This window comes from Mesorhizobium sp. WSM4847 (assembly GCF_055811335.1).
In genome coordinates, this window is sequence record NZ_JBVVPY010000018.1 from 96,381 (window position 1) to 118,424 (window position 22,044).

Annotated in this window: 23 protein-coding genes and 1 pseudogene; 16 read left to right on the plus strand and 8 right to left on the minus strand. The window is 59.5% G+C overall.

All coding sequences use genetic code 11. From position 1 onward, the window contains the following. Window position 1: 1 nt before the first annotated feature. From AC0L28_RS24060 to nifA, 3 genes are all read left to right on the plus strand, one after another. Entirely contained in the window at window positions 2-1,309 is a 1,308-nt protein-coding gene (locus tag AC0L28_RS24060) for an FAD-binding protein (protein WP_473480606.1), read from the plus strand. 12 nt (window positions 1,310-1,321) lie between these two features. Beyond that, the gene (locus tag AC0L28_RS24065; RefSeq protein ID WP_473457739.1) at window positions 1,322-1,621 is read left to right on the plus strand and encodes a ferredoxin family protein; all 300 of its coding nucleotides are present in this window, start codon (window positions 1,322-1,324) and stop codon (window positions 1,619-1,621) included. 247 nt (window positions 1,622-1,868) lie between these two features. Next, on the plus strand, window positions 1,869-3,548 hold the full coding sequence (gene nifA, locus AC0L28_RS24070) for a nif-specific transcriptional activator NifA (protein WP_473480608.1): 1,680 nt from the start codon (window positions 1,869-1,871) through the stop codon (window positions 3,546-3,548). Window positions 3,549-3,971: 423 nt separating this feature from the next. Here the strand turns inward: nifA and AC0L28_RS24075 are convergent, their stop codons facing one another. Next, window positions 3,972-4,193, minus strand: a complete 222-nt coding sequence (locus AC0L28_RS24075) for a hypothetical protein (protein ID WP_473480750.1) — start codon at window positions 4,191-4,193, stop codon at window positions 3,972-3,974. Here AC0L28_RS24075 and nifB point away from each other — a divergent pair. The 7 genes from nifB to AC0L28_RS24110 all read left to right on the plus strand — a co-directional run bounded on the left by nifB (window position 4,108) and on the right by AC0L28_RS24110 (window position 11,154). Further along, window positions 4,108-5,526 (plus strand): nitrogenase cofactor biosynthesis protein NifB, encoded by a 1,419-nt coding sequence (gene nifB / locus AC0L28_RS24080; protein ID WP_473480728.1) that lies wholly within the window; start codon window positions 4,108-4,110, stop codon window positions 5,524-5,526. The genes AC0L28_RS24075 and nifB overlap by 86 nt on opposite strands. A gap of 32 nt (window positions 5,527-5,558) precedes the next feature. Next, window positions 5,559-5,753 (plus strand): 4Fe-4S dicluster domain-containing protein, encoded by a 195-nt coding sequence (locus AC0L28_RS24085; protein ID WP_008878193.1) that lies wholly within the window; start codon window positions 5,559-5,561, stop codon window positions 5,751-5,753. 88 nt (window positions 5,754-5,841) lie between these two features. Beyond that, window positions 5,842-6,162, plus strand: a complete 321-nt coding sequence (locus tag AC0L28_RS24090) for a nitrogen fixation protein NifZ (RefSeq protein WP_473480610.1) — start codon at window positions 5,842-5,844, stop codon at window positions 6,160-6,162. Further along, a complete protein-coding gene (gene nifT, locus AC0L28_RS24095; RefSeq protein ID WP_473480612.1) occupies window positions 6,159-6,371 on the plus strand; it encodes a putative nitrogen fixation protein NifT in 213 nt (70 codons plus the stop codon). The genes AC0L28_RS24090 and nifT overlap by 4 nt, the downstream gene beginning before the upstream one ends. 38 nt (window positions 6,372-6,409) lie before the next feature. Continuing rightward, the gene (locus tag AC0L28_RS24100; protein ID WP_473480614.1) at window positions 6,410-7,294 is read left to right on the plus strand and encodes an SIR2 family NAD-dependent protein deacylase; all 885 of its coding nucleotides are present in this window, start codon (window positions 6,410-6,412) and stop codon (window positions 7,292-7,294) included. 93 nt (window positions 7,295-7,387) lie between these two features. Then, entirely contained in the window at window positions 7,388-9,250 is a 1,863-nt protein-coding gene (locus AC0L28_RS24105; RefSeq protein ID WP_473480616.1) for an ABC transporter ATP-binding protein, read from the plus strand. After that, window positions 9,250-11,154, plus strand: coding sequence for an ABC transporter ATP-binding protein (locus AC0L28_RS24110; protein ID WP_473480618.1), 1,905 nt, complete (start codon window positions 9,250-9,252; stop codon window positions 11,152-11,154). Before AC0L28_RS24105 ends, AC0L28_RS24110 begins: the two co-directional genes overlap by 1 nt. A 509-nt stretch (window positions 11,155-11,663) precedes the next feature. Here AC0L28_RS24110 and AC0L28_RS24115 read toward each other — a convergent pair. Together AC0L28_RS24115 and AC0L28_RS24120 are read right to left on the minus strand one after the other, a co-directional pair. Continuing rightward, a complete protein-coding gene (locus AC0L28_RS24115; RefSeq protein WP_473480620.1) occupies window positions 11,664-12,107 on the minus strand; it encodes a hypothetical protein in 444 nt (147 codons plus the stop codon). A 4-nt stretch (window positions 12,108-12,111) separates the two neighbouring features. Continuing rightward, window positions 12,112-13,248 carry an ImmA/IrrE family metallo-endopeptidase gene (locus AC0L28_RS24120; protein WP_473480622.1) on the minus strand — a complete coding sequence of 379 codons (1,137 nt, stop codon included), beginning with the start codon at window positions 13,246-13,248 and terminating at the stop codon, window positions 12,112-12,114. Here AC0L28_RS24120 and AC0L28_RS24125 point away from each other — a divergent pair. Further along, entirely contained in the window at window positions 13,242-13,742 is a 501-nt protein-coding gene (locus AC0L28_RS24125; RefSeq protein ID WP_473480625.1) for a hypothetical protein, read from the plus strand. The two genes, AC0L28_RS24120 and AC0L28_RS24125, sit on opposite strands and share 7 nt — an antisense overlap. A 13-nt stretch (window positions 13,743-13,755) precedes the next feature. Here AC0L28_RS24125 and AC0L28_RS24130 read toward each other — a convergent pair whose 3' ends face one another. Further along, a complete protein-coding gene (locus AC0L28_RS24130) occupies window positions 13,756-14,484 on the minus strand; it encodes a thermonuclease family protein (RefSeq protein ID WP_473480628.1) in 729 nt (242 codons plus the stop codon). 405 nt (window positions 14,485-14,889) lie between these two features. Between AC0L28_RS24130 and AC0L28_RS24135 the strand changes: the two genes are divergently transcribed. From AC0L28_RS24135 to AC0L28_RS24145, 3 genes are all read left to right on the plus strand, one after another. After that, entirely contained in the window at window positions 14,890-15,003 is a 114-nt protein-coding gene (locus AC0L28_RS24135) for a KTSC domain-containing protein (RefSeq protein ID WP_473480731.1), read from the plus strand. 1,043 nt (window positions 15,004-16,046) lie between these two features. After that, the gene (locus AC0L28_RS24140; RefSeq protein WP_473480631.1) at window positions 16,047-16,889 is read left to right on the plus strand and encodes an ATP-dependent DNA ligase; all 843 of its coding nucleotides are present in this window, start codon (window positions 16,047-16,049) and stop codon (window positions 16,887-16,889) included. Between the two features lie 58 nt (window positions 16,890-16,947). Then, entirely contained in the window at window positions 16,948-17,289 is a 342-nt protein-coding gene (locus AC0L28_RS24145; RefSeq protein WP_473480633.1) for a hypothetical protein, read from the plus strand. On the opposite strand, the gene AC0L28_RS24150 is transcribed toward AC0L28_RS24145, so the two are convergent. The 3 genes from AC0L28_RS24150 to AC0L28_RS24160 all read right to left on the minus strand — a co-directional run bounded on the left by AC0L28_RS24150 (window position 17,238) and on the right by AC0L28_RS24160 (window position 18,247). Further along, on the minus strand, window positions 17,238-17,513 hold the full coding sequence (locus AC0L28_RS24150; RefSeq protein ID WP_254022756.1) for a DUF5334 family protein: 276 nt from the start codon (window positions 17,511-17,513) through the stop codon (window positions 17,238-17,240). The two genes, AC0L28_RS24145 and AC0L28_RS24150, sit on opposite strands and share 52 nt — an antisense overlap. Before the next feature lie 11 nt (window positions 17,514-17,524). Further along, the gene (locus tag AC0L28_RS24155) at window positions 17,525-17,656 is read right to left on the minus strand and encodes a YHYH domain-containing protein (protein ID WP_367185466.1); all 132 of its coding nucleotides are present in this window, start codon (window positions 17,654-17,656) and stop codon (window positions 17,525-17,527) included. Window positions 17,657-17,845: 189 nt separating this feature from the next. Next, a complete protein-coding gene (locus AC0L28_RS24160; protein ID WP_473480636.1) occupies window positions 17,846-18,247 on the minus strand; it encodes a hypothetical protein in 402 nt (133 codons plus the stop codon). A 339-nt stretch (window positions 18,248-18,586) separates the two neighbouring features. Here AC0L28_RS24160 and AC0L28_RS24165 point away from each other — a divergent pair. Then, window positions 18,587-18,960: pseudogene (locus AC0L28_RS24165) on the plus strand (transposase); the annotation flags it as partial. Window positions 18,961-19,167: 207 nt separating this feature from the next. Here the strand turns inward: AC0L28_RS24165 and AC0L28_RS24170 are convergent. Continuing rightward, the gene (locus tag AC0L28_RS24170) at window positions 19,168-21,414 is read right to left on the minus strand and encodes a heavy metal translocating P-type ATPase (protein WP_473480638.1); all 2,247 of its coding nucleotides are present in this window, start codon (window positions 21,412-21,414) and stop codon (window positions 19,168-19,170) included. A gap of 70 nt (window positions 21,415-21,484) precedes the next feature. On the opposite strand from AC0L28_RS24170, the gene AC0L28_RS24175 reads away from it, so the two are divergent. Then, on the plus strand, window positions 21,485-21,907 hold the full coding sequence (locus AC0L28_RS24175) for a MerR family transcriptional regulator (protein WP_473480639.1): 423 nt from the start codon (window positions 21,485-21,487) through the stop codon (window positions 21,905-21,907). Window positions 21,908-22,044 lie beyond the last annotated feature (137 nt).

The window sequence follows — 22,044 nt, forward strand, 5'->3', positions numbered from 1 at the left end:
GATGATCAAGGAAAAGTTCGACGCCATTGTCATCGGCGCCGGCATGTCCGGGAACGCAGCTGCCTACACTATGGCAAGCAACGGCTTGAAGGTGCTGCAGTTGGAGCGAGGTGAATATCCGGGCTCCAAGAATGTCCAGGGTGCCATCATGTATGCGAACATGTTGGAGAAGATCATTCCGGATTTCCGGGATGATGCACCTCTCGAACGTCATCTGGTTGAACAGCGGCTCTGGGTGATGGACGACACCTCCCACACCGGGATTCACTATCGGTCGGACGACTTCAACGAGGTGAAGCCCAACCGCTATACGATCATTCGTGCCCAGTTCGATAAATGGTTTTCGCGCAGGGTGCGCGAGGCCGGCGCGACGGTTCTGTGCGAGACGACGGTGACGGAACTCGTCCGTGACGCCAAGGGCAAGGTGATCGGCGTCCGCACGGATCGGGCCGGCGGAGCTATCTACGCGGACGTAGTTGTTCTTGCAGAAGGTGTCTGCGGGCTGCTTGGCACGCGGGGCGGCCTGCGCAAGATGCTGAAGCCGGAAGCCGTGGCGCTCGCAGTCAAGGAGATGCATTTCCTGCCCGAAGAGGTCATTGAGCAGCGGTTCGGGGTCAAAGGGAGTGAAGGCTGCGTGATTGAGGCAGTCGGCACGATATCCCACGGCATGGCCGGGCTCGGGTTCCTCTACACCAACAAGGAATCGGTCTCACTGGGCGTCGGCTGCCTCGTCTCGGATTTCGCCGCGAAGATGGAGAGCCCATACGGCCTCCTCGACGCGCTGAAAAACCACCCTTCGATCCGGCCGTTGATCGCCGGTTCGGAGGTGAAAGAATACGCGGCTCATCTCATTCCCGAAGGTGGCTACAAGGCTATTCCGCAGCTCTTTGGCGACGGTTGGGTCGTTGTCGGCGATGCCGCGCAATTGAACAACACCGTTCACCGCGAGGGTTCTAACCTCGCCATGACCTCGGGTCGCATCGCGGCTGAGGCTATCATCCAGCTGACGAGACGCAACGATCCTATGACCAAACAGAACCTCGCCCTTTACAAGACGATGCTGGATAAATCCTTCGTGGTCAAAGACCTGCGGAAATACAAAGACATGCCAGCTTTACTCCACACTAACGCCTGCAATTTCTTCACGACCTACCCGCGGCTAATGTCACAAGCCGCGCAGAACTTCATGCGTGTCGACGGCACGCCAAAGATTGAAAAGGAAAAGGCTACCACGGCAGCCTTCATCAAGGCGCGCTCGCGGTTGGGGCTGGTCAGCGACGCGATCCGGCTGGCATTGGCGTGGCGGTGAGGCACTGACGACATGACGAACCCAGGGACAGAATTACGTGTCGAAGACAAGCTTTACCAGAACCGCTATCTTGTGGACTCCGGCCGTCCGCATATAAAGGTGCGACCGCACAAGCAACCAAGCGCGAATCTGCTCGCGCTGACACGCGTCTGTCCGGCGAAATGCTATGAATTGAACGACAAAGGTCAAGTTGAAATCACCGCCGATGGCTGTATGGAGTGCGGCACCTGCCGCGTTTTGTGCGAGGCCAGCGGCGAGATCGAATGGAATTATCCGCGTGGTGGCTTCGGCGTCCTCTTCAAGTTCGGATGATCGGCTTTGGCACCGTTTCGGCGGGTGTGCACCTGTGTACTCCCGAACTCGCGACAAAGCGCAATCTTGCCGGCACCATCTCGCCAAATTGCGGAGCGAATGAACTTCCTGAACTGATGAAAAGGCGCTTGGGAGGAGCACCCTGGACCACAACCGCTGAGGTGTTTCCATGGCTCACATACGGCCGGATGATCGGGTCAACGGAGTAGGACCTCGAGACACCTTCCGCAAACCCGCCAGTGATGGGATGTTCGAAGCAGATGACTGGCTCAAGGGAATCTACGAGGTGTCGAAGGCGCTGACGGCTCCCGCCCGGCTGGAGGTTACGCTGGCCAATGTCGCGAACACTCTCCCGTCGTTTGTGCAAATGCGTCATGGAGCAATCTTTGTCCTGGACTCTGAAGGTGAGCCGGAGATCGCCGCGAGTGCCGGCAGCGGCCCATCAAGCACTCACCCCATCATACCAAAGGCGGCAATAGATCAAATCGTCGCTACGGGCACGCGGCTCGTCATCGCGGACCTCAGCACGTCCGAGTTGTTTCAGGCCGAGCCTCAAACACGTCCTGGTGTCAGTTCCCTCCCGATGGCCTTTATCGGCGTCCCGGTTAAGGCTGAGGACAGGATCCTTGGGACGTTGTCGATCGTAAGAGACAGCGTACACGGGTCCCGCTACGATGAGGACATCTGCTTCCTGACGATGGTGGCCAACCTCGTAGGCCGCACTATTCGCCTCCATCGCGGCTTGACTAGGGATCGTGAGCGGCGCGCCGATGAGAGCTGGACAGCGGAGAATTCGTCCGATGAGGACCGGACCGACCCCGTCCCGCATGCACCCGTCAAGATGGATGGGATCATCGGGGAGAGCCCCGCACTCAAGCAGGTGCTCGAAACCGTCTCCATTGTAGCAAGGACGAATTCCACCGTGCTCCTGAGGGGCGAGAGCGGCACCGGCAAGGAGTTTTTCGCGCAAGCCATACATAGGCTCTCGCGCCGGCGGAGGAAGTCTTTCGTCAAGTTGAACTGCGCCGCACTGTCGGAAAGCGTTCTGGAGTCGGAGCTGTTCGGACATGAAAAAGGCGCCTTCACAGGGGCAATTTCCCAGCGCGCCGGCCGTTTTGAATTGGCAAACGGGGGAACGCTGCTACTCGACGAAATCGGCGAGATTTCACCTGCATTCCAAGCCAAGCTGTTACGTGTCTTGCAGGAAGGCGAACTGGAGCGTGTTGGCGGTACCAAGACGCTGCAGGTCGACGTGCGACTTATATGCGCCACCAACAGGGATCTCGAGTCGGCTGTCGTAAGCGGGGAGTTCAGGGCCGATCTTTATTATCGCATCAATGTGGTGCCAATCATCCTGCCTCCGCTCCGAGAGCGACCGGGGGATATCCCTCGCCTTGCGAACGCCTTCCTCGAACGATTCAACAAGGAGAACCATCTCGAACTCGCCTTTGCGCCGTCGGCGCTCGAGTTTATCTCGCAATGCTACTTCCCTGGAAATGTCCGCGAATTGGAGAACTGCGTGCAAAGGACGGCCACGCTAGCGCGTTCAAGGACAATCGCTCCATCAGATTTTGCCTGCAACAATAACCAATGCCTATCTTGGCTCCTCTGGAAAAGAGCTGATCATTCGCACAGCGGCAATACCGGCAACCAGCGCTTTCGAAGCAATATAATGCCCGCCGGATTGCCGATGCCGGCCGGGCGCTTCGGCGCCCCGCAGGATAACGTGCGACCCCATACTGCCGACCCTGCAAACGATCCCGCTCTCCCTGCAATAGGCCCGCGCCTGACGGAACGCGACCGGCTGATCGGCGCGATGGAGAAGGTCGGCTGGGTTCAGGCCAAGGCCGCCCGTGTCCTCGGTGTTACGCCGCGACAGGTCGGATATGCTTTGCGCCGACACGGGATCGAGGTGAAGAAATTCTAGCGTTCTCATGAGGTGGAGAACGAGAACACTGCGCCAGCTACGCGAAATGTGTCGGAGCCCGGGCCAAAGCTGCGCGAGTGTGTGATGCTGTCACCCCTTCATCACCCGCCCTTGCCGACGTCTTGCCGATCGCAGAAAGGAGTCACCCCACTCTCCTGAATCGGAACCATGCAGACCCAAGTGAGCAGTGGCAACTTCACCGCGGACGAGCTCGCCGTCGCCGAGACCGACATCCTCGTCGGAAGACCGGTCGGGAGTTGTGCCGAGGGCGATCACGGCCGAGCGGTCGACGCGGGATTTCTATCTTGAACTGATGTCCGGCCGGGTCGTCTTCCTCACCTTCTAACATAGTCCTGTTAGAAGTCCGACAAAGCTATGTCGGAGCAACTCCATGATATCCGACGCGCAAAGCCAATTCGTGAACTAGCGCCACTTTTTCAGTTGGCATTGCTCTTGCGCTTCGAACCGCGACGTTAACCCGTAACGGAGCCGTTCAATGGCCGCACCGGCGATTTCAGTTGAGAGCCTGACCGGCGCGAGGGTCTCCGACCAGTTGCTGGTGAGCGCCAAGTCGGGTGGCTGTGCATCTTCCTCCTGCGGATCGTCGACAAGGCCGGACGATGTGGACCCGGCCATCTGGGACAAGATCAAGGATCACCCGTGCTTTTCAGAAGAGGCGCACCACTATTTCGCGCGCATGCACGTCGCCGTCGCGCCGGCCTGCAATGTCCAGTGCAACTACTGCAATCGCAAATATGATTGCGCCAACGAAAGCCGGCCCGGGGTTGTCTCGGAAAAGCTGACGCCCGATCAGGCAGTACGCAAGGTGATCGCGGTCGCCAATGAAGTGCCGCAGCTTTCCGTGCTTGGGATCGCCGGACCGGGCGATGCCTGCTACGACTGGGAGAAGACGAAGGCGACGTTCGAACGCGTCGTCAGGGAAATCCCCGACGTCAAGCTTTGCGTCTCTACGAATGGGCTCGCGCTGCCCGACCACGTCGACGAGCTTGCCGACATGAATGTCGACCACGTGACGATCACGATCAACATGGTCGATCCGGAAATCGGCGCAAAAATCTATCCCTGGATTTTTTACGATCACCGCCGCTATTGCGGCATAGAAGCCGCCAGAATTCTGCACGAGCGGCAGATGCTGGGATTGGAGATGCTCAGCGCACGCGGCATCCTCACCAAAATCAATTCGGTGATGATCCCCGGAGTGAATGACCAGCACCTGATTGAGGTGAATAAGTGGGTCAACCAGCGCGGCGCGTTTCTGCACAACGTCATGCCTCTGATTTCGGACCCGGCGCACGGCACGCACTACGGATTGACCGGGCAGCGCGGCCCAAATGCAATGGAGATGAAGGCTCTTCAGGATCGTCTTGAAGGCGGCGCCAAGTTGATGCGCCACTGCCGGCAGTGCCGGGCAGATGCCGTCGGCCTGCTGGGCGAGGATCGTGGCCAGGAATTCACGCTCGGCCACATCCCCGGTGAGCTCACCTACGATGCCAGCAAACGCGAAGCCTATCGGGAGCTGGTCGCGGACGAGCGCCGTGATCACCTCGCGGCTAGGAGCGAAGCGATCGGAATGGTCAAGACTGCGAGCTCCGGCAAGTCCCTCCTCGTCGCGGTGGCAACTAAGGGCGGCGGCCGCGTCAACGAACACTTCGGCCATGCCAAGGAATTCCAGGTGTATGAAGCCTCGGCGCGGGGGATCAAGTTTGTCGGGCACCGCAAGGTTGAGCAGTATTGCCTCGGGGGTTGGGGCGAGAAGGCCACTCTCGACGGGGTCATCGCTGCGCTGGAAGGCGTAGACGTAGTGCTTTGCGTCAAAATTGGAGATTGCCCCAAGGATCAGCTCGCGGCCGCCGGTATCCGAGCAACCGACGCTTACGGCCATGACTACATCGAAACGGCAATCGGCGCGATTTACGCCGCCGAGTTCGGCGTCCAGGCACTCGCGGTGACAGCCTGAACCCATCTCATTTACTCGAATCAGGAGTCAAAATGGCTTTCAAGATCATCGCATCCCAATGCACACAATGCGGCGCCTGCGAATTCGAATGCCCGTCGGGTGCGATCAAGTTCAAAGGCGAGAGCTACGTGGTCGAGCTGCAGAAGTGCACCGAATGCGAAGGAGCTTTCGACACTCAGCAATGTGCTTCGGTGTGTCCTGTGCCGAAGACCTGCGTTCCTGCCTGAGTCCACTGGGCACCCACACAAGTGGCTGCCCCGGGGAATGCCTGCGCGCCTCATCAATGACAGTAGCTCAGAGAACCAAGGAACCGCCATGTGGCTCGCACGCGAACAGGAGGTGGAAATCCGCAGACCCCCCCAATTTCAGCCGGGAGAGCGGGTCCGTGCCACTCGCCACATTAAGAATGACGGCACCTATCCTGGCAGGGAGATCGGCGAAAATCTCGTGCGCAAGGGCGAAGAGGGTTACGTGCGAGACATTGGCACGTTTCTCCAGCAGTTCTTCATCTACGCGGTCGAATGGATCGACCGTGGGACGGTCGTCGGCATGCGAGCGCGTGAATTGACGAGCCTCGACAAAGCCGACGCTTCCTGCAGTGCCGAAGAAAACGCCAATAAAGGAACGGCCGGATGAAAGTAATGATCCGCAGGACCGAGGCCGGGTTGTCGGCGTATGTCCCCAAAAAGGATCTCGAGGAGCCGATTATCAAGTTCGAGAACCAGGACCTGTGGGGCGGGATCGTAACGCTCAGGAACGGCTGGCGGCTCCTCCTTCCCGATCTTCCGCCGCATACGCGTCTGCCGATCACCGTCGAGGCAAGGAAGCTTTCCGACGGGGACTGATGCCGCCCGTCAATGAGAGGCGTCAAGAGGAAACGAGCATGAACACGATCCCGACCTCGGGCCACCTAGTCGTCGTCCGGGACAGTTTTGCCCGAAAGCTGCTTGAGCTGGCCAGACGAGCGTTAGTCTCCGATCAGGTGATCCCATATCTCGGTCCGGGTCTCCTCCGGCTCAGCTCTGCTGAGCCGCCTGTGCCGTGTACCCCCGAAGCCGTTGCCGAGGCACTCAACACGCGGGCGCCAGCCCCCTCGAAGATCCGCACCAATATGTGGTCGGTCGCGCAGTTCATTGAACAGCGCCGGCATCGCCGCACACTTCAAGCTTGGATGACTGATATATTTGCGGGGCCGGCGGCGCCGAGCATCCTCCACGCCTGGCTCGCAAAACTCCCGCTCTCCCTCATCATCGACAGCTGGTACGAAGGCGCCATGCGCGCGGCGCTGGCAGAGGCCGGCCGAACCGACGTCGTCGAGATACAAGGCGTTACGCGGGCGAACGAAGTTGGCGACATTTGGACCAGAACTTACGACTTGTCGGGAAGGGAACTCGAGGCTGGAGCAGCGACGAAGACGGTTCTCTATGCGCCACATGGCAGTATTAGGCCGGCCGCAAATTTCCTCATCGCCGATTCCGACTATGTCGAAGCCCTGACTGAAATCGATATCCAGACGCCTATCCCTGACGTGGTCAAGGAACGACGCGTCGACCGGGGTTTTTTCTTCGTCGGCTGCCGCTTCAATGATCAGATGCTGCGCACTTACGCCAGCCAGATCATGAAGCGCTCAGAAGGCCCTCGTTACGCGATAATGGACGGGCAAACGCTGACCAGAAACGAAGCCCGTTTCCTTGCGGCGAGCGGAATCACGGTGATCGACATGCCAGCGAGCGAAGCCGTGGCGCAACTCGCCGGCTCAGCATGTTGAGCCGATGGTGGCCAGGATCAACTTGGAGGGACGTCTTTGATGTGAGTCGACCGGCTCGCTTCCGAAGGCGGAAAATTCAGTCGGGGGCACTCGGTGGGCAGTGATGCTGTTGGCACGACCTCTCTCAAATCGTCCGCGCATGTAAAAGCGGCCGGGTGGGGCCGGGGCTTGAGCACGCTACTGCGCATTACGCGCATGAATTTGAGGCACCCGTGGCAGGTCGCGTTAGCTATCGGTTCGACGATGGTAGCCGTAATCCTGCAGTTGCTCATTCCCCAGCTTCTCGGCCGGGCTGTCGACCAGACCCAAGTAGCCATCGGGGGCGGTGTCACGGTGACGGCTGCAGAACAAGCCCTCTGGACTCCTGCTCTCCTGCTGCTCGGCGCGAGTACGCTACGCGGCCTCTTTACGATGGCGCAAAACTACTTTGCCGAAGCCGTCGGGCACCACGTCGCGTACGAACTGCGGCTTGCTTGTTACGACAAGGTCCAGCGCCTGAGCTTTTCCTTTCATGACCGGGTGCATTCAGGCGACCTGATCACCCTCGGCATCCTCGATCTCGACGGCGTGCGGATGTATTTTTCCACCGCCCTGGTTAGGTTCTTTCTGCTCACCATGCTGATCGGGATAGGCGCCTGCATGATGATCTCAACCGACCCGGTGCTCGGTTTGATCGCGCTGAGCTTCGTGCCTTTCGTAGCCTGGCGATCGTCGGTCACCCAGCTTAAGCTACGCGCCATCTGGCTCGACCTGCAGGAGCGGCTTTCCGTCCTGGGCCGCGTGATGGAAGAAAATCTCGCGGGCATCCGCGTTGTCCGGGCGTTTTCGGCACAGGCTCATGAGATGGCGAAGTTCGACATCGCCTCGACAAACGCGCTCGAACTCGCGCACGAGCAGGTTGACGTGTACGTGCCCAACACGTCGGCAATGACCCTCGCCTTCTTTGTCGCCATGGGGTTGGTCCTCTGGGTCGGTTGCGACAAACTCATCGCCGGCCAGATCAGCGTTGGAACGCTCACGACGTTCCTGACGTTCATGACGATCCTGCAAATGCCCGTCCGCCAGATCGGACTGATGGTCAACGGCTTTGCCCGCGCTTACACTTGCGGTTCGCGCCTCTTCAGTCTGCTCGACCAGGACATCACGATCGGGGATGCTTCCGGTGCAAGACCGCTCGAGATCGGTGAAGGAACTCTGCGCTTCGACAATGTCTCGTTTGCATATCCCGGCACCGGAAACCGCGTCATTCTAAAGAATATTACCTTCTGCGCCCGTAGGGGCGAGACGATCGCGATCGTGGGTCCGCCGGGTTCTGGCAAGTCGACGATTGCTCACCTGATCCCCCGCTTTTACGACGTCACTGGTGGCACCATCATGCTTGACGGGCAAGACATCCGCGGAGTCACCCTCGCATCGCTTCGCAAGGCGGTCTCGGTCGTACAGCAGGATGCATTCCTGTTCACAACCACGATCGAGAACAACATCGCTTATGGCGACCCCTGGGCGAAGGAACAGGCGATCGAGCGCGCTAGCGAATCCGCGCAGTTGCACAATTACATTCTCGGCCTCCCCGCTGGCTACAAGACGGTCGTCGGCGAACGTGGCGCCTCTCTCTCGGGCGGCCAGCGTCAGCGTCTCACCATAGCTCGCACGATGATGTTGCGCCCATCAATCGTCGTTTTCGACGACTCAACGGCCGCGATCGACGCCGCCACAGAGCAGCGCATCCGCGCGGCGATACGGCGTTTCGCCAAGGATAGGGTGACGATCATCATCGCCCACCGGCTGAGTTCACTCAAGCACGCCGACCGGATTCTGTTTGTCGACAACGGCGAGATCGTGGAACGCGGCACCCATCAAGAGCTTTTGGCCAAGCGAGGACGCTATAAGGCGCTTTATGATCTTCAGTTGCGCCCGGGAGATGACATTGCGACCACGTTTGGAGGCGCGCCCTGATGGCCAAGCGGCACGCCAACGAACTCGAAATCGAACCGAATGATAGCGGTAGACGCCCTCCGCGCGCGGTCGTCGGGTCCCATCGCATCGAGGAGGAGATCTTTGGCCGGGCTTTCGACAAGAACATCATTCGCCGCATATGGGCCTTCGTTCGTCCCTACCGAGCCATGGCGGTCGTCTCGCTTGCCGCATTGCTGATTTTCACTGGCACGCAGCTTCTCATCCCGCTGATCATCCGCTACGCGATCGACCACGCCATAACTCCGGTAGGCGCTGATGCATCCGCCCTTCTTGAGGCCGCCCTCGCGTTTGCGCTTGCCATTCTGGTTAATTTCGGCGCCGCCTACGCGCAAGAGACCGTGGTAGGGAAAATGGCCGAGAACGTCCTCTTCGACATCCGCCGCGCCATGTTTGCCCATCTGCAGAAGGTATCGCTTTCCTTCATGGACAAGACCGAGGTAGGACGCCTGATGTCTCGCCTTCAGGGCGACGTCAACTCTATCCACGAATTTCTCGAAAACTCGATCTACTCCGTAGGCGACATTGCGCTTCTCTTCGGCATCATCTTCGTAATGCTGTCGGTCAACTTCAACCTCGGCTTTCTGACGCTCTCGGTCTTGCCGGCCCTGTTGATTATCCGCATCGTGTGGCTGCCGCGTGCCCGCGAGGCCTTCATGGCTGCACAAGAGACCAATTCAGTCGTCAACGGCGCATTGGCCGAAGCGATTCAAGGCGTCCGAACCGTCCAGTCCATGGACCGCCAGTACGTCAACTTCGTATTGTATGACGACAAGGCACATGCCGACCTCACGACCCACCTGACCGCTGCCAAATATGCACAGGTCATGGTCCCGATCGTCGATGGCCTCACCGGCCTCGCCATGGCTGTCGTCATTGTGGTCGGCGGCTCCATGATCATGAATAGCCGCGTCGATGTGGGCGTATTGGTTGCCTACATATTCTATATCCAACGCTTCTTTGACCCAATTCGCTCACTTACTCTGCAATATTCCGTCATGCAGCGCGCAATGGCCTCCGGCAAGCGCCTGACCGATGTGCTCGACGTCAGGATCGAGGTCCAGGACAAACCGGATGCCAGGATCCTTGCGCCCGAAATGGACGGCTCGGTCGAGTTCAGGAGCGTCACGTTCGGGTACGATCCCAAACAGCCGGTGCTGAAAAACGTCTCCTTCCGGGTCAATCCCGGCGAGACGGTCGCCTTAGTCGGGCCGACCGGCTCTGGCAAATCGAGCGCGATGGCCCTCGTCCACCGCTTCTATGATATTCAGCAAGGCCAAGTGATGGTCGGCGGACATGATGTGCGCGATCTCACCCAGGAATCGCTCGGCACTCAGATCGCTATGGTGCTGCAGGAACCGTTTCTGTTCACTGGGACGGTTTTTGAGAATATCCGCTACCACAAGACGGAAGCCACGAGGGAGAAAGTGATCGAGGCCGCCAAGGTGGTCGGCGCCCACGACTTCATCATGAGACTTTCCGACAGGTATGAAACCCAACTCGGCGAACGCGGCGGCAACCTTTCTCTCGGCCAGCGCCAGCTTGTCAGTTTCGCCCGCGCTCTCGTCGCCGACGCCAAGATCCTTGTTCTTGACGAGGCCACCGCCAACATCGACAGCTACACGGAAATGCTCATCCAGAAAGCTCTCAGAAAACTCCTGGAAGGCCGCACCGGGCTTGTCATCGCCCACCGTCTCGCCACAATCCGTGGTGCCGATCGCATCATCGTGCTTCAGAACGGCCAGGTTATGGAGACCGGCAGCCATGACAAACTGATGGCTATGGGCGGGCTCTATTCCAAACTCTACAATCTGAACTACTCGTCATTCGACGACATTCCCGAAGAGGAAGCCGATCCGACCGGACAAGCCGCCTCTCGTACCTGATGCTCCTTGCGAGCAGTATCTGACCGTCCAGGGCCACCGGCGAAAGCGCGGACAGCGATTGCGCTAAATCCCGGACGGCCATGGGAACCTGATCATCACAGGCCAGATCGGAACCGGCAAGTCGTGGCTGGCCGGCGCCTTCGGCCGGCAAGCAGCAGGGCTCGATCGTTTCGTGCTCTATGTGCGCGTGGCCATGTTGGAGGATTGCGCTCGCCCATCTCGATGGACGCTTCCCACGCCTCTTCGACAAACTCACCCGCGCGCCTGCTCGTCCACCGCGATCTTCTCTCCATCCAGAACCCGCGCGACGAATTTCAGCAGCTCATCCATTTGGCTACACTCCTTCCAAGGCACCCTTGCTCTCCTTGCAAAGGGGCCGAAAGTGTAACCCATGTCTCCGGAATGAACTGAAGTGCATCTCTCGGGAAGGGCACAGTCGCTTAGCTGGGCTTTCGAGCAAATCTGCCACTTGGTCCCACACCAAATCTCCCACCCAGCGCCAAATGCTGCTAGAAGCTGGTGACTTCCATAAAGGGGACTTTCAGGGCGGCACAGAGGCTTCTCATTGACGAGGAGTGGAGTCCGTTATCGCCGGATACAAGGTGGCATGGCGGCTTAGCGCCATTTTGCGCATAATGGACGAGCGCTATGACGGGGACCTTTTCGTTTGCGGCAGCGTTTAACCGATGCCCTGAGGTCATAAAGATTTCATTGAGTGCGCCAGCGGCGACGTATACATCGGAATCGAGTTCGACAATTTCGATGTCCGACTCCAATATTTCATCGGCCAAGCTTTTGTCGAAGATGCGAATCTGGTCGAAAACCTCTTTGGGTACCGCAATGCGTTCGACTATGGCTCGTTGGAACAGAGCGGCTTTCAGGTTTCCGCCAGCTTCGCTAAAATAGAGACATGCCTCTAGATCCAGCACAAAATTGATGCCGCTATAGGCCATGCCGTTATGGCCCCAGCCGGTTAACACCGATGGCGGCGATCTGCTTTATCGTACTTGGCTTCAGATTGGTGAGCCGGTACGCATCGAACTGAGAAATTGCCTTCCTGTCGACGGCGGCAGTGAGCATGTTAGGCAGAAGATATCCGAACCTGGCAATCTGCGAGCTGATCCCACCGCCCCCGCTGGTTTCCTCACCTTCATCTTCTTCTTCGATCATGGGGATTTTAGACGGCAGCGTCGCAGACCACGCCCCGTAAAAGCCTTTGCTCAAGTCCAGATCAGAGACGCGTAAGGCGCTCGCCTGCTTACTGGCGCCAAATCGTCTGGAAAGGATATCAACGACGGCCCTGGGATCCCTTCCCGCGACCCTTTTATACGCTTGGGAAAATTCCTCTGCAGGCATCATGACCGAGGCAGTTACCGAGTTGCAGAATCTTTCAACCTGGTTGTTGAGAATGGCCGGGTCCGAAACTCCCGTTTTGCCAAGGAGCACATGCACTACTTCATGCATCAGTGTGAACAGCTTGGTAGCGGGCCGCTGTCCGGTTGTGTTCACGAAGATGATAGGAAAGTCACCGGTGGGAGAGTAACAAAACCCACGGAACGGGTCCGCTACCCTATCGCAGAGCACGATGATGCCTTTCCGCTCTAGCGATACACGCGTCTCTCTGAACGTCAGGGTCGGATCTACCGATCCGTCGGGGCGCTGGACGGGGACATAGAGCGATTTCAGTAGCTTTTGCGCGGTCGACTGCTGATTGATGGTCACGCTATTCGTATTGGCGAACCTGGTGCAGTCTTCGAACGCTCGGTCCGCCAGGTAGGCGGCAATAGAACGAGCGCGCGCGATTCGCGTCAGTCCTGCCGATGTAAGAACCGCTGGCCTGTTATTGGCGGTGCGAAAATCGGGCATATTGGCGTCGATTTTTACGTCTTTGGCGAACAGGAACTGGACCGGTACAGCCAGAGCGGAGGCAAGTGAGAACGCCACCCGCTTGCTCACATCGGTCGGGGTCGTTTCAATTTCGGTCAGCAAATCTGGTCGGATATTCGCCTCAATCGCGACCGCTTCGATTGATAATCGTCGCGCGCCGCGGATGCTTTCGACGGCCGAAGGTCGGGGGGTAAGTTTCAATGGCATCTCAGTCGCTCGCAATAGAGTGTTTTCGGCTCAATGAGTTTTCCGGACTGCTTCAACTAGCATTCGGATTAAATTTGGCGCTGTCGATTTTCAAAGAGCTAGCAATTGTCCCTCGAGGCCCGCTTGCACGCCAGATCGCGGCAATCGAAACGTTAATCGCATCAAGAAAGGTGAGAAACCCCTCATCAGCCGGCAGCCTTCGGGCACGTTTGGAATCGGCAAAGCGAGAGATCGTAATCAATGACGATAGCTTGGCCACCTGGGTAACGTGTTGCGCGGCCGTCACATCCTTGTTCGGGCTGACGGCGCTATATTGGTCGTTCTACGCTGCGGTGGACCAATCTTGCATGGGCGAGCCGCTTGCTCTCTTTACGACCATTGTGCATTTCGTTCCCCTCCCATTGGCTATTCTAATCCTCTACGCCAGAGCCCATTTTGTCTATAAAGACGTTTGGCAAAAGATCAATTTGCTTAAGCAAGATGCACTAGCATAGCGCTTGGCTGACTCTAACACAGCGTCTCGCATGCCCTTCCGTCGCCATCGCGGTCCAGCCTGCCACCCCACGGACAGTTGCTGAGATACCACTGGGCTTCATCGCATGAGCTGATTTTCGAGCAAGTCCGCCGCGGCTGGCACGAGTAACTTTGCACTACCTGTCGGCTGATGATGCCGAGAGGCTGGCTGACGGCCGGTCGGGCATGGTCCGCTTGCTCAGCGCGCCAATCCCATGGCGCCTCGAACTCGCCAGCCCAAAGACCGACCTTCGCCGCCTTGGCCTTCGCCTGCTGCCCTGCATAGCCGCCTCGGCTGTAACGGGGCCAGTCGAGCGCCTGGCCGTTCTCCACCAGCCACGAGGCAACGCTTTTCCCGTCGGCCCGCGAGCAGTCGGCAACAAAGCGGCTGTAGCGGTCCCAAGCGACAAAAGTGCACCGGACCGGCCTCGAGGCTGCCAGGAAGGTGTCAAGGGCGGCGGCGGACTTCGCACCGCACTGGTAGCGGAAGCCCTTGGCGTCATCGCACTGTTGCGCGGCCTCCGGGGCGTCGATTCCACTGAAACGAATATGCTGTCCGCGGATTTCGATCGTATCGCCGTCGATTACGGAAGCAACACCCGCTATCGGAGCGGGCGCCGGGCCGATCCATTTCACTGCTTCTTGGAAACCGTCGGTGTGCTGCAGGAAGTACTGTGTCGCGAATGCGGCCACTGCCGCGATGGTCACATACACCAGCCGCATCGGCACGCCCGAGAATAGTCGCGCACGATACCGCCTTAAGCCAGCGCGCTTCCTCCACTGGCCAGACCGATTATTATATCGAGATTTGTCCAAGTCCCCGCTCCCTCGGGAACAATGCGTTACTGGCTCCGGAGAGTCCAGTGGCCCTTCACGGTCGCGCGGACAGGTCCGTGGCAAGAGCGTTCGGCTTCGTGGGCATGAAGCCATTGACCTCGTGGTCGCCGGGACCACCTTCCTGGGCCTTGCGCCCCCCCAACAAGGAACGCGACGGCCCACCCGATCGTTGACGTCTTTTGGTCGAGCCGCCGTCATGCCATCCCTGGATACGCAAAACGGCATACGATCCGGACAGCAGAATCCTTTCCGTGTGGCTCGTCGCCGGCGGCAAACGATAAGTTTGAGGACATCCCACCGGAGACCTTTGCCGCGTTCAAGGCCGCGTTTGCCAAGGGCCGCTTCTTCAATGACCACATCCGCAATCACTTCCGCTACCGTCTGGTTGGCCCCGCGGTCGGCTGAGCAGCATCAGCGGACGATCTCTCTTTTGGCAGTGAGGCGGCTCATTCATCGCGGCTCCCCGGCCCAACCCTTTGCGAGGCAAGGTCGGACATCGGAACGAAAGGCGGATTCGCGAATTTCTACTGCTAGATAATCGGAATCGTCGCCCATGAGGCTCGCGACCCTCCACCTTGAAAATACGGCGATCTATATCGCGCGGAAAGGCTCGCGCGGTTGAGGCAGCAATGATCCGGCACATCAAGCGCACTGACGCCTCGGCTCAAAAAGTCGAGCAGTTGGCCGAAGCAAACGCACCCATGGACCGGCTCGCGCGGCATCAGTAGGGCCGCTCCTATGTGCGCTCACCCCCGACGACGTAAGGAACGAGGCTGCTGCCAAGGAGGAGGGGCTGCTACGCTCCTCTACCTAGCGCTCGATACTTCCAACTGCCGGTTGGTAGACGCGTCCTGACGGCGTGCATAGGTTTTCGGTTCACCGGGCACACTACCCCCGCCCACACCCCTGTGCCTGGTGAACGCTGAGAAGTCTCGCCCGCGGTGCCGAAAGGTGCGGCGGGCTTTTTTTGTTGTCCGAGATGTCCTGAATCGTATTAGTTGCGCAGAATTTGGCCGGAGGGGGTGGTATGCCGATTAATCGAAAGGCTAAAGAATTTGGCGTCTTCAGTGCATCCGAAGTAGCTACGCTGGGCCGCGTGTTCGACCGGCTCAAGAGGGAGGGCGACTCCGAACACCTCCGTGAGGCTCTCGCGTCCCGGATCCTGGCAAATTATACGGCCGGTATCACTGACGAGGACGAACTTGTCTCAGCGTCAAAGCTGCCGTTGGGTCGGTAGGCGCACGCAAATAGGTCCTGCTTTCACCGCTTTTTTCGGCGGAGGCCATCGATCCCGCGCGAATGGGAACGCTGGCCGGCATGTTTTTGTTTCCGCAGCCCTGCGGAATCACGTTCCGTTCACTCTGGCTAATATAAGCTTGGTGCCTAGAATCGAATAAGTGCGTAAAATTGTAAGTACCGGCGTTGGCCGGCTTGAGTTCATTCCGCCAATGATGCCTACCTTGGTGGCAAAGCCGCCCCAAGGCGATGACTGGATGCATGAAGCCAAATTCGACGGCTACCGCTCCCAGATCATCATCGACGCCGGCGGTGCGCGGATTTTCACCCGCCGCGGGCTCGACTGGACCTCCAAATACCGCGATCTGGTCGAGGCAGCCAAAGGTCTCAACTTACAGAACGCCATCATTGACGGCGAAGTCGTCGTGTTGAATGAGGCTGGCCTTTCGGATTTTGCCGCGCTGCGCAAGGCAATCACCAGGCGCCAGCAAGACCTCTATTTCGTCGCGTTCGATATGCTGCATCTCAATGGCCACGACTTGCGCGACATGGCGCTTGAGGATCGGCGGGAAATCCTCGCCGGCCTCATAGGGTCCGACGGTCGCATCCAGTTCAGCGAGACGATGCCGGGCGAAGCCAACGCGATCTATCATCTGATCGACGCGGCCGGTCTGGAAGGGATGGTATCGAAGCGTCGAGACAGCAAATATCGCAGCGGGCCGACCACCAATTGGCTGAAGACAAAATCCTTCACCGAAAGCGAGTTCGAGCTTCTTGGCGTCGAACGCGAGCGGGGTAAGCCGGCCTTTGCTCTGATGGCCGAGCCGGAGACCCGCAAGTATGTCGGCAGCGCGTTTGTCAGTGTAAATCGCGAGATGCGGGAGCGGCTTTGGAAACGCGTCCAGGAACATGCCGGGCCACCGCCAAAGGACATGCCAAAGCGGCCGGCAACGCAGTGGGTCAAACCGGGCATCAAAGCCCGCGTGAAGCACCTCAGAGGCGAGGAAGATCTTCGGCACGCATCGCTGCAGGATTTTTGGGATGAAGGAATTTAATGCGCTCCGTCCGAGCGCCTAGCGCGAGGCAAGGGACGGGCGCTAGAAGGGAGGCCCTATGAAACGCAAGCCCAGTAAATCCGGATTCAACAAACTTCTCGACGTCGACACCACACTCCTATCAGCCGAGCCTTTGATCGGATTCCTCGAACTGGAGACCGACACCGGCACGATCGAGCTGGCTATGAATAGGACCTTGGCCGAGCAACTTCTATTTGCCATCGCAAGGGAGATGATGCCCCAACATTTGCGGTCGAGCGTTCGCAATAGGGTCGCTGAACCGATGGCCGGCAACAACTGGCAAGAAGATATCGCGGCCCGCTGCGCCAGCGCAGTTGATGAGCGAGATCAGTCGTCTTCCATTTCAAGAGTCCGATACTCGCCGCTTTCGTTGTCGTAGACCTCGACTTCAACTGTCGATCCGTGTCGCCGGATACTTTCGACGGTTACGTCTCGATATTCGCCAGCACCACTATCAAATATTTCGATGTCCCTGCCCGTCCTGACAAGATTACCCTTGCCAATCTCAACAGACTCGCCAGTCGTCGTATCCGTCCCATCCCAAGCATATGCATCGGACGCGCCCAAAACGAGTCCGATTGCGAGCGCAAAACATTTGATCATAGTAAGCCGCCCTAATGGCAGTGATATTGGCCAGTTTTATGATTCGTATGGCAGCCGTTTGAGTCTGTTCCGCCGCCATGGCTGAACGCCGGGGCAACGCTATAGGCGCCAAAAAGAACACTAAGAAAAATCAGATATTTCATTCCGCCCTCCCAAGTAGATGGCTATTCGGCGCTCAATCTTGGCGGAGTCAAGAGAACACGGAAAGGCGGTCTGTGTGGCGGGCTCGTCGACGATCATAGACGAGTTGCGCTCGATCGGTGCCGTAGGACTTCTGCGCTTGCTCGTGATCCATGCTTGCGACCTGGGAGCGTTCATTCGATCAAATGGGTTCAAGTTCCACCAGGAATTCCGGCATGGCTTCGGCTATTCGACTGTACGCAAGTTTCGAACAAGCCGAACGAGCCAAGCAGCGCATTGGCGATCATGTCGACGGTGCTCTTTGTATCCCTCAATCCGCGTCCGAAATCTGTCAAATACCGTGCAGGGTCGGGCTTGGAATATTGTCCGGCGACGCCGGACCAATTCGGATGTGCGATTTCACTCAGGCTCTCGTAGCTGGCAAGCACCCCGGGTACGGCTTTGTCCATGCGGTCGATACAGCTCAGGATTTGCATGGCCTGTGGCCCATCCGGCCATTTACGTGAGTCCACGAGCAGCCGTATCAGCAGATCGTTCAGGTCTTGCGGTGAATGGGTATGCCGCGCATCGAGAATTTCCCAGAGTTTCCACACCAGGGCAGCATTCTCGGTGAGCCGCTCGGGTCAAAAGGGCGGCAACGCTCAGGTCCTCGCGTCCAAGAGCATCGCATGCATTGCGCGCCAGCTCTTCGCTCCGCCAGATCAGCGCTTCGCGTGGGCACAGCAATTGGAATGGCGCTTTGGACCAAACCCCTAAAGCGGCAGCGTCGATACGAGCCTGGCAGATTTCGCGCAGCCTGTTTGCAAACTCGCGCGCTTCGACAAGCTCTGCAGAGACCATGTTTGGAGCGCCCTTCATTCTACCTGCCCCATCTTATCTGAGTCCCGCCGATCGGCGAACTCCGGCCAAAGATCGGCCAAGTATCTCGCAATCTGAAGGCCAAGTTCCTCGACTTAGAGAACGCCATCCGGCACTCGCTGAAGTCGTTCGGCACCCGCTTGGGCAAGGTCGGACGCGGGGCGTTCGAGCGGTCGGTGCGCCAAGCGGTGGCGGACGATCCGCTGCCGAGCGAACTGTTGGACGCGATGCTGGCGGTGCGCGACGCGGTAGAAACAGTATTGCCGGCTGCACGATCTCGTCGTGCAGATTGTCGGGCGTAGTGAGCCGTGCCGGCGTTTCATGGCTATCCCAGGTGTCGGTCCGGTGACGGCGCTTTCGCTCATGACTTCGATCGATGATCCGACGCGCTTCCGTCGCTCGCGTGACGTTGCGGCCTACTTCGCTGACGTCGCGGCGCTGGCAGTCGATGGCCATGAAGCGCCGGCACCGCTTGCTGCGAGATGCAGCAAGAGACCTACCCATCAGCACGCCGGCTAGCATCAGCCGGGCGCAGCTGCTCACCCAAAAGGGCAATCGCCAGCCCCGATAAACGGCGCGGGCGAATAATAAGCGCCGCTTCGATGCGAATGGTTGTTGCTCATCGGCCATCCCAAACGACATAGAAGGCGGCAATCTAGACCCCACCTTTCCAGCGCAACAGCCGCATGGCGTTGGCTGTCACCAGCACCGTCGCGCCTGTGTCGGCGAGAATGGCGGGCCACAGGCCGGTGATGCCGACTACGGTCGTCACCAGGAACACCGCCTTCAGCCCCAACGCCATCGTGATGTTCTGCTTGATGTTGGCCATGGTCGCCTGAGACAGTTTTATCATCGCCGCGACATCGCCGACGCGGCCATGCAGCACCGCCGCATCTGCCGTCTCCAGGGCGACATCGGTGCCGCCGCCCATGGCAATGCCGATGTCGGCCGCGGCGAGCGCCGGCGCATCGTTGATGCCGTCGCCGACCTTAGCGACCGTCAGCCCCTGCCCTTTCAACTCGCCGACAATGCGCTGCTTGTCTTCGGGCAGCAGTTCCGAGCGCACCTCGATATCGAGGTGCTTGCCGATTGCTGCCGCCGTGCGCTGGTTGTCGCCAGTCAGCATGACAGTCCTGATGCCAACATTGGTCAGCGCCTTAAGGCCGGCCTGCGCGTCCGGCCGAGGCTCGTCGCGCATGGCGATGAAACCGGCCAGCACATCGTTGATCAGCAGCACCGACACCGACTTGCCCTGGTCGTTGAGGTCGGCGATGCGGGCCACCTGCTCGGCCGGGAGCGCGACCTTCTCGCCTCCAGCGATCGGCGAGCCCAGGAAGACGTTCTTACCGCCAATCCGACCGACGACGCCCTTGCCGCCGAGCGCCTTGGCCTCTGCCGCCGGCGGCACCGGCACGCGTTGGGCCTTGGCCTTTCGCAGGATCGCCAGAGCCAGCGGATGGCTAGCTCCGGTTTCGAGTGCAGCGGCCAGCGATAGCACCTCTTTTTCGCTGATCCCGATGGCCACGACATCCGTCACCACGGGCTTGCCTTCAGTCAGCGTCCCGGTCTTGTCCAAAGCCACGGCGGTGATCTTGCCCAAGCCTTCCAGCACCGCGCCGCCTTTCATTAAAAGACCACGCCTGGCGCCGGCCGAGAGCGAGGCGGCGATTGCCGCCGGCACCGATATGACGAGCGCGCAGGGGCAGCCGATGAGCAGCAGCGCCAGGCCTTTGTAGATCCATTCGTTCCAGTCGCCGCCGAAGGCCAGCGGCGGGACGACGGCCACCAGAGCCCCCACGGCGACGACGGCGGGCGTATACCAGCGTGAGAAACGGTCGATGAAGCGTTCCGTGGGCGCCTTGCTTTCCTGGGCCTCCTCGACCAGCTTGACGATGCGGGCGATGGTGTTGTCGGACGCCGCAGCCGTGACGGTTATGCGCAACACGCCGTCGCCATTGATGGTGCCGGCGAGTACGTCCGCGTCGACGCCCTTGCGCACCGGCACGCTTTCCCCCGACACCGGCGATTCATCAATGGCGCTTTCGCCCTCGATGATCTTGCCGTCGGCTGGAATGCGATCGCCCGGCCGCACCAGAATGACGGCGCCAACCCCAAGGGCTTCGGCCGGAACTTCGCGCGTGGCGCCATTCTCCTCCAGGAATGCCGTCTTGGGCACCAGCGTGGTCAGCGCCTGGATGCTGGAGCGCGCCTTGCCGGCGGCCACGCCTTCCAGCAACTCGCCGACGAGGAACAGGAAGACCACAGTGGCGGCTTCCTCGCCGGCACCGATGATTACGGCGCCGATCGCGGCGATGGTCATCAGCATTTCGATGGTGAAAGGAATGCCGGCGAGCGCGGCCATCACAGCTCGCCGTGCAATCGGCAGCAGTCCGATCAGCATGGCAGCAATGAAAAGCCAGACGCCGGTGGCCGGCCAGACATAGTGAATCGCAAAAGCTGCGGCCAACGCGGCGCCGTTGGCGATGCTCAGCCGGCCTTTGGCGCTGTTCCACCACGGACCCGTGGCCGGCGTGTGGTCGTGGCCATGCAAGCCCTCCACGTCGTCGTGGTCATCTTTGGCTGTGCCGGCATGGTCGCGGCCAGCATGGTCGTGGCCAGCGTGGTCATGGCCGCCTTTGGTGCCGTGCCCGACCGACTTGGCAATCTGTCCGGCTTCGCTCGTGAGCTGAGCCACAGAATAGCCGAGGCCCGTAACCTTCTTTTCGATCGCGGCGAGGTCGCTTTCGGCAGTGTGCCTGACGGTCATGGTGCCGGCAGTGACCGAGACGTTCACATCCCGGACTCCATGCATGCGGCGCACCGCGCTATCGATTTTCGTCGCGCAGCCGGCACAATCCATGCCTTCAACGCGATAACGAGTTTGTGCGGCGGTTGCAGCCATCGTCTCACTCCTTGAACCATTCCAGCGGCACGCTACATTCTCTAGCGACTAGAGGAGCAAGCGAAAAATCATGCGCAGTGTCCCGATTGGTGAAGCGGCACGACAGAGCGGCGTGAAAGTGCCGACCATCCGCTACTATGAGCAGATCGGCCTGCTGCCCGCGCCGAACCGCAGCGAGGGCAATCGACGGCACTATGAAACCAGCGATTTGCGCCGGCTGGCGTTTATTCGCCATTCACGCGAATTGGGGTTCGACATCGAAGCGATCCGCACCCTGCTGACGTTGCAGGATAATCCCAGCCAGCCCTGCGCCACGGCCGACACCATAGCCCAGGCGCGGCTGGCCGACGTCGTTCAGCGGATACGCAGCCTCACGGCATTGAAGGCCGAACTGGAACTCATGGTCGAAGGCTGCCGGCACGGGAAGGTCGGCGAATGCCGGGTGATTGAGGTGCTGGCCGATCACAGCCAATGCGAACACGCCCGGCACTGACTGGACCCGATCTCGAACGATCTAACCATTCGTGAGCCGGCCTTTCCGCCACCATCCAGGTCATGAGGCGCGACTGCACGGCGAGGTGATGATTTTGACCACGGCTAAGCCACCGAGCTGAAGTGCGGCTTGCACTT

Excerpts from the sequence above, each read along its gene's own strand:
- AC0L28_RS24060 (WP_473480606.1), top strand. The coding sequence starts at position 2 with ATGATCAAGGAAAAGTTCGACGCCATTGTCATCGGCGCCGGCATGTCC.
- AC0L28_RS24065 (WP_473457739.1), top strand. The coding sequence starts at position 1,322 with ATGACGAACCCAGGGACAGAATTACGTGTCGAAGACAAGCTTTACCAG.
- nifA (WP_473480608.1), top strand. The coding sequence starts at position 1,869 with ATGTTCGAAGCAGATGACTGGCTCAAGGGAATCTACGAGGTGTCGAAG.
- AC0L28_RS24085 (WP_008878193.1), top strand. The coding sequence starts at position 5,559 with ATGGCTTTCAAGATCATCGCATCCCAATGCACACAATGCGGCGCCTGC.
- AC0L28_RS24090 (WP_473480610.1), top strand. The coding sequence starts at position 5,842 with ATGTGGCTCGCACGCGAACAGGAGGTGGAAATCCGCAGACCCCCCCAA.
- nifT (WP_473480612.1), top strand. The coding sequence starts at position 6,159 with ATGAAAGTAATGATCCGCAGGACCGAGGCCGGGTTGTCGGCGTATGTC.
- AC0L28_RS24100 (WP_473480614.1), top strand. The coding sequence starts at position 6,410 with ATGAACACGATCCCGACCTCGGGCCACCTAGTCGTCGTCCGGGACAGT.
- AC0L28_RS24110 (WP_473480618.1), top strand. The coding sequence starts at position 9,250 with ATGGCCAAGCGGCACGCCAACGAACTCGAAATCGAACCGAATGATAGC.
- AC0L28_RS24115 (WP_473480620.1), bottom strand. The coding sequence starts at position 12,107 with ATGGCCTATAGCGGCATCAATTTTGTGCTGGATCTAGAGGCATGTCTC.
- AC0L28_RS24125 (WP_473480625.1), top strand. The coding sequence starts at position 13,242 with ATGGCATCTCAGTCGCTCGCAATAGAGTGTTTTCGGCTCAATGAGTTT.
- AC0L28_RS24120 (WP_473480622.1), bottom strand. The coding sequence starts at position 13,248 with ATGCCATTGAAACTTACCCCCCGACCTTCGGCCGTCGAAAGCATCCGC.
- AC0L28_RS24130 (WP_473480628.1), bottom strand. The coding sequence starts at position 14,484 with ATGCGGCTGGTGTATGTGACCATCGCGGCAGTGGCCGCATTCGCGACA.
- AC0L28_RS24140 (WP_473480631.1), top strand. The coding sequence starts at position 16,047 with ATGATGCCTACCTTGGTGGCAAAGCCGCCCCAAGGCGATGACTGGATG.
- AC0L28_RS24145 (WP_473480633.1), top strand. The coding sequence starts at position 16,948 with ATGAAACGCAAGCCCAGTAAATCCGGATTCAACAAACTTCTCGACGTC.
- AC0L28_RS24150 (WP_254022756.1), bottom strand. The coding sequence starts at position 17,513 with ATGATCAAATGTTTTGCGCTCGCAATCGGACTCGTTTTGGGCGCGTCC.
- AC0L28_RS24155 (WP_367185466.1), bottom strand. The coding sequence starts at position 17,656 with ATGAAATATCTGATTTTTCTTAGTGTTCTTTTTGGCGCCTATAGCGTT.
- AC0L28_RS24170 (WP_473480638.1), bottom strand. The coding sequence starts at position 21,414 with ATGGCTGCAACCGCCGCACAAACTCGTTATCGCGTTGAAGGCATGGAT.
- AC0L28_RS24175 (WP_473480639.1), top strand. The coding sequence starts at position 21,485 with ATGCGCAGTGTCCCGATTGGTGAAGCGGCACGACAGAGCGGCGTGAAA.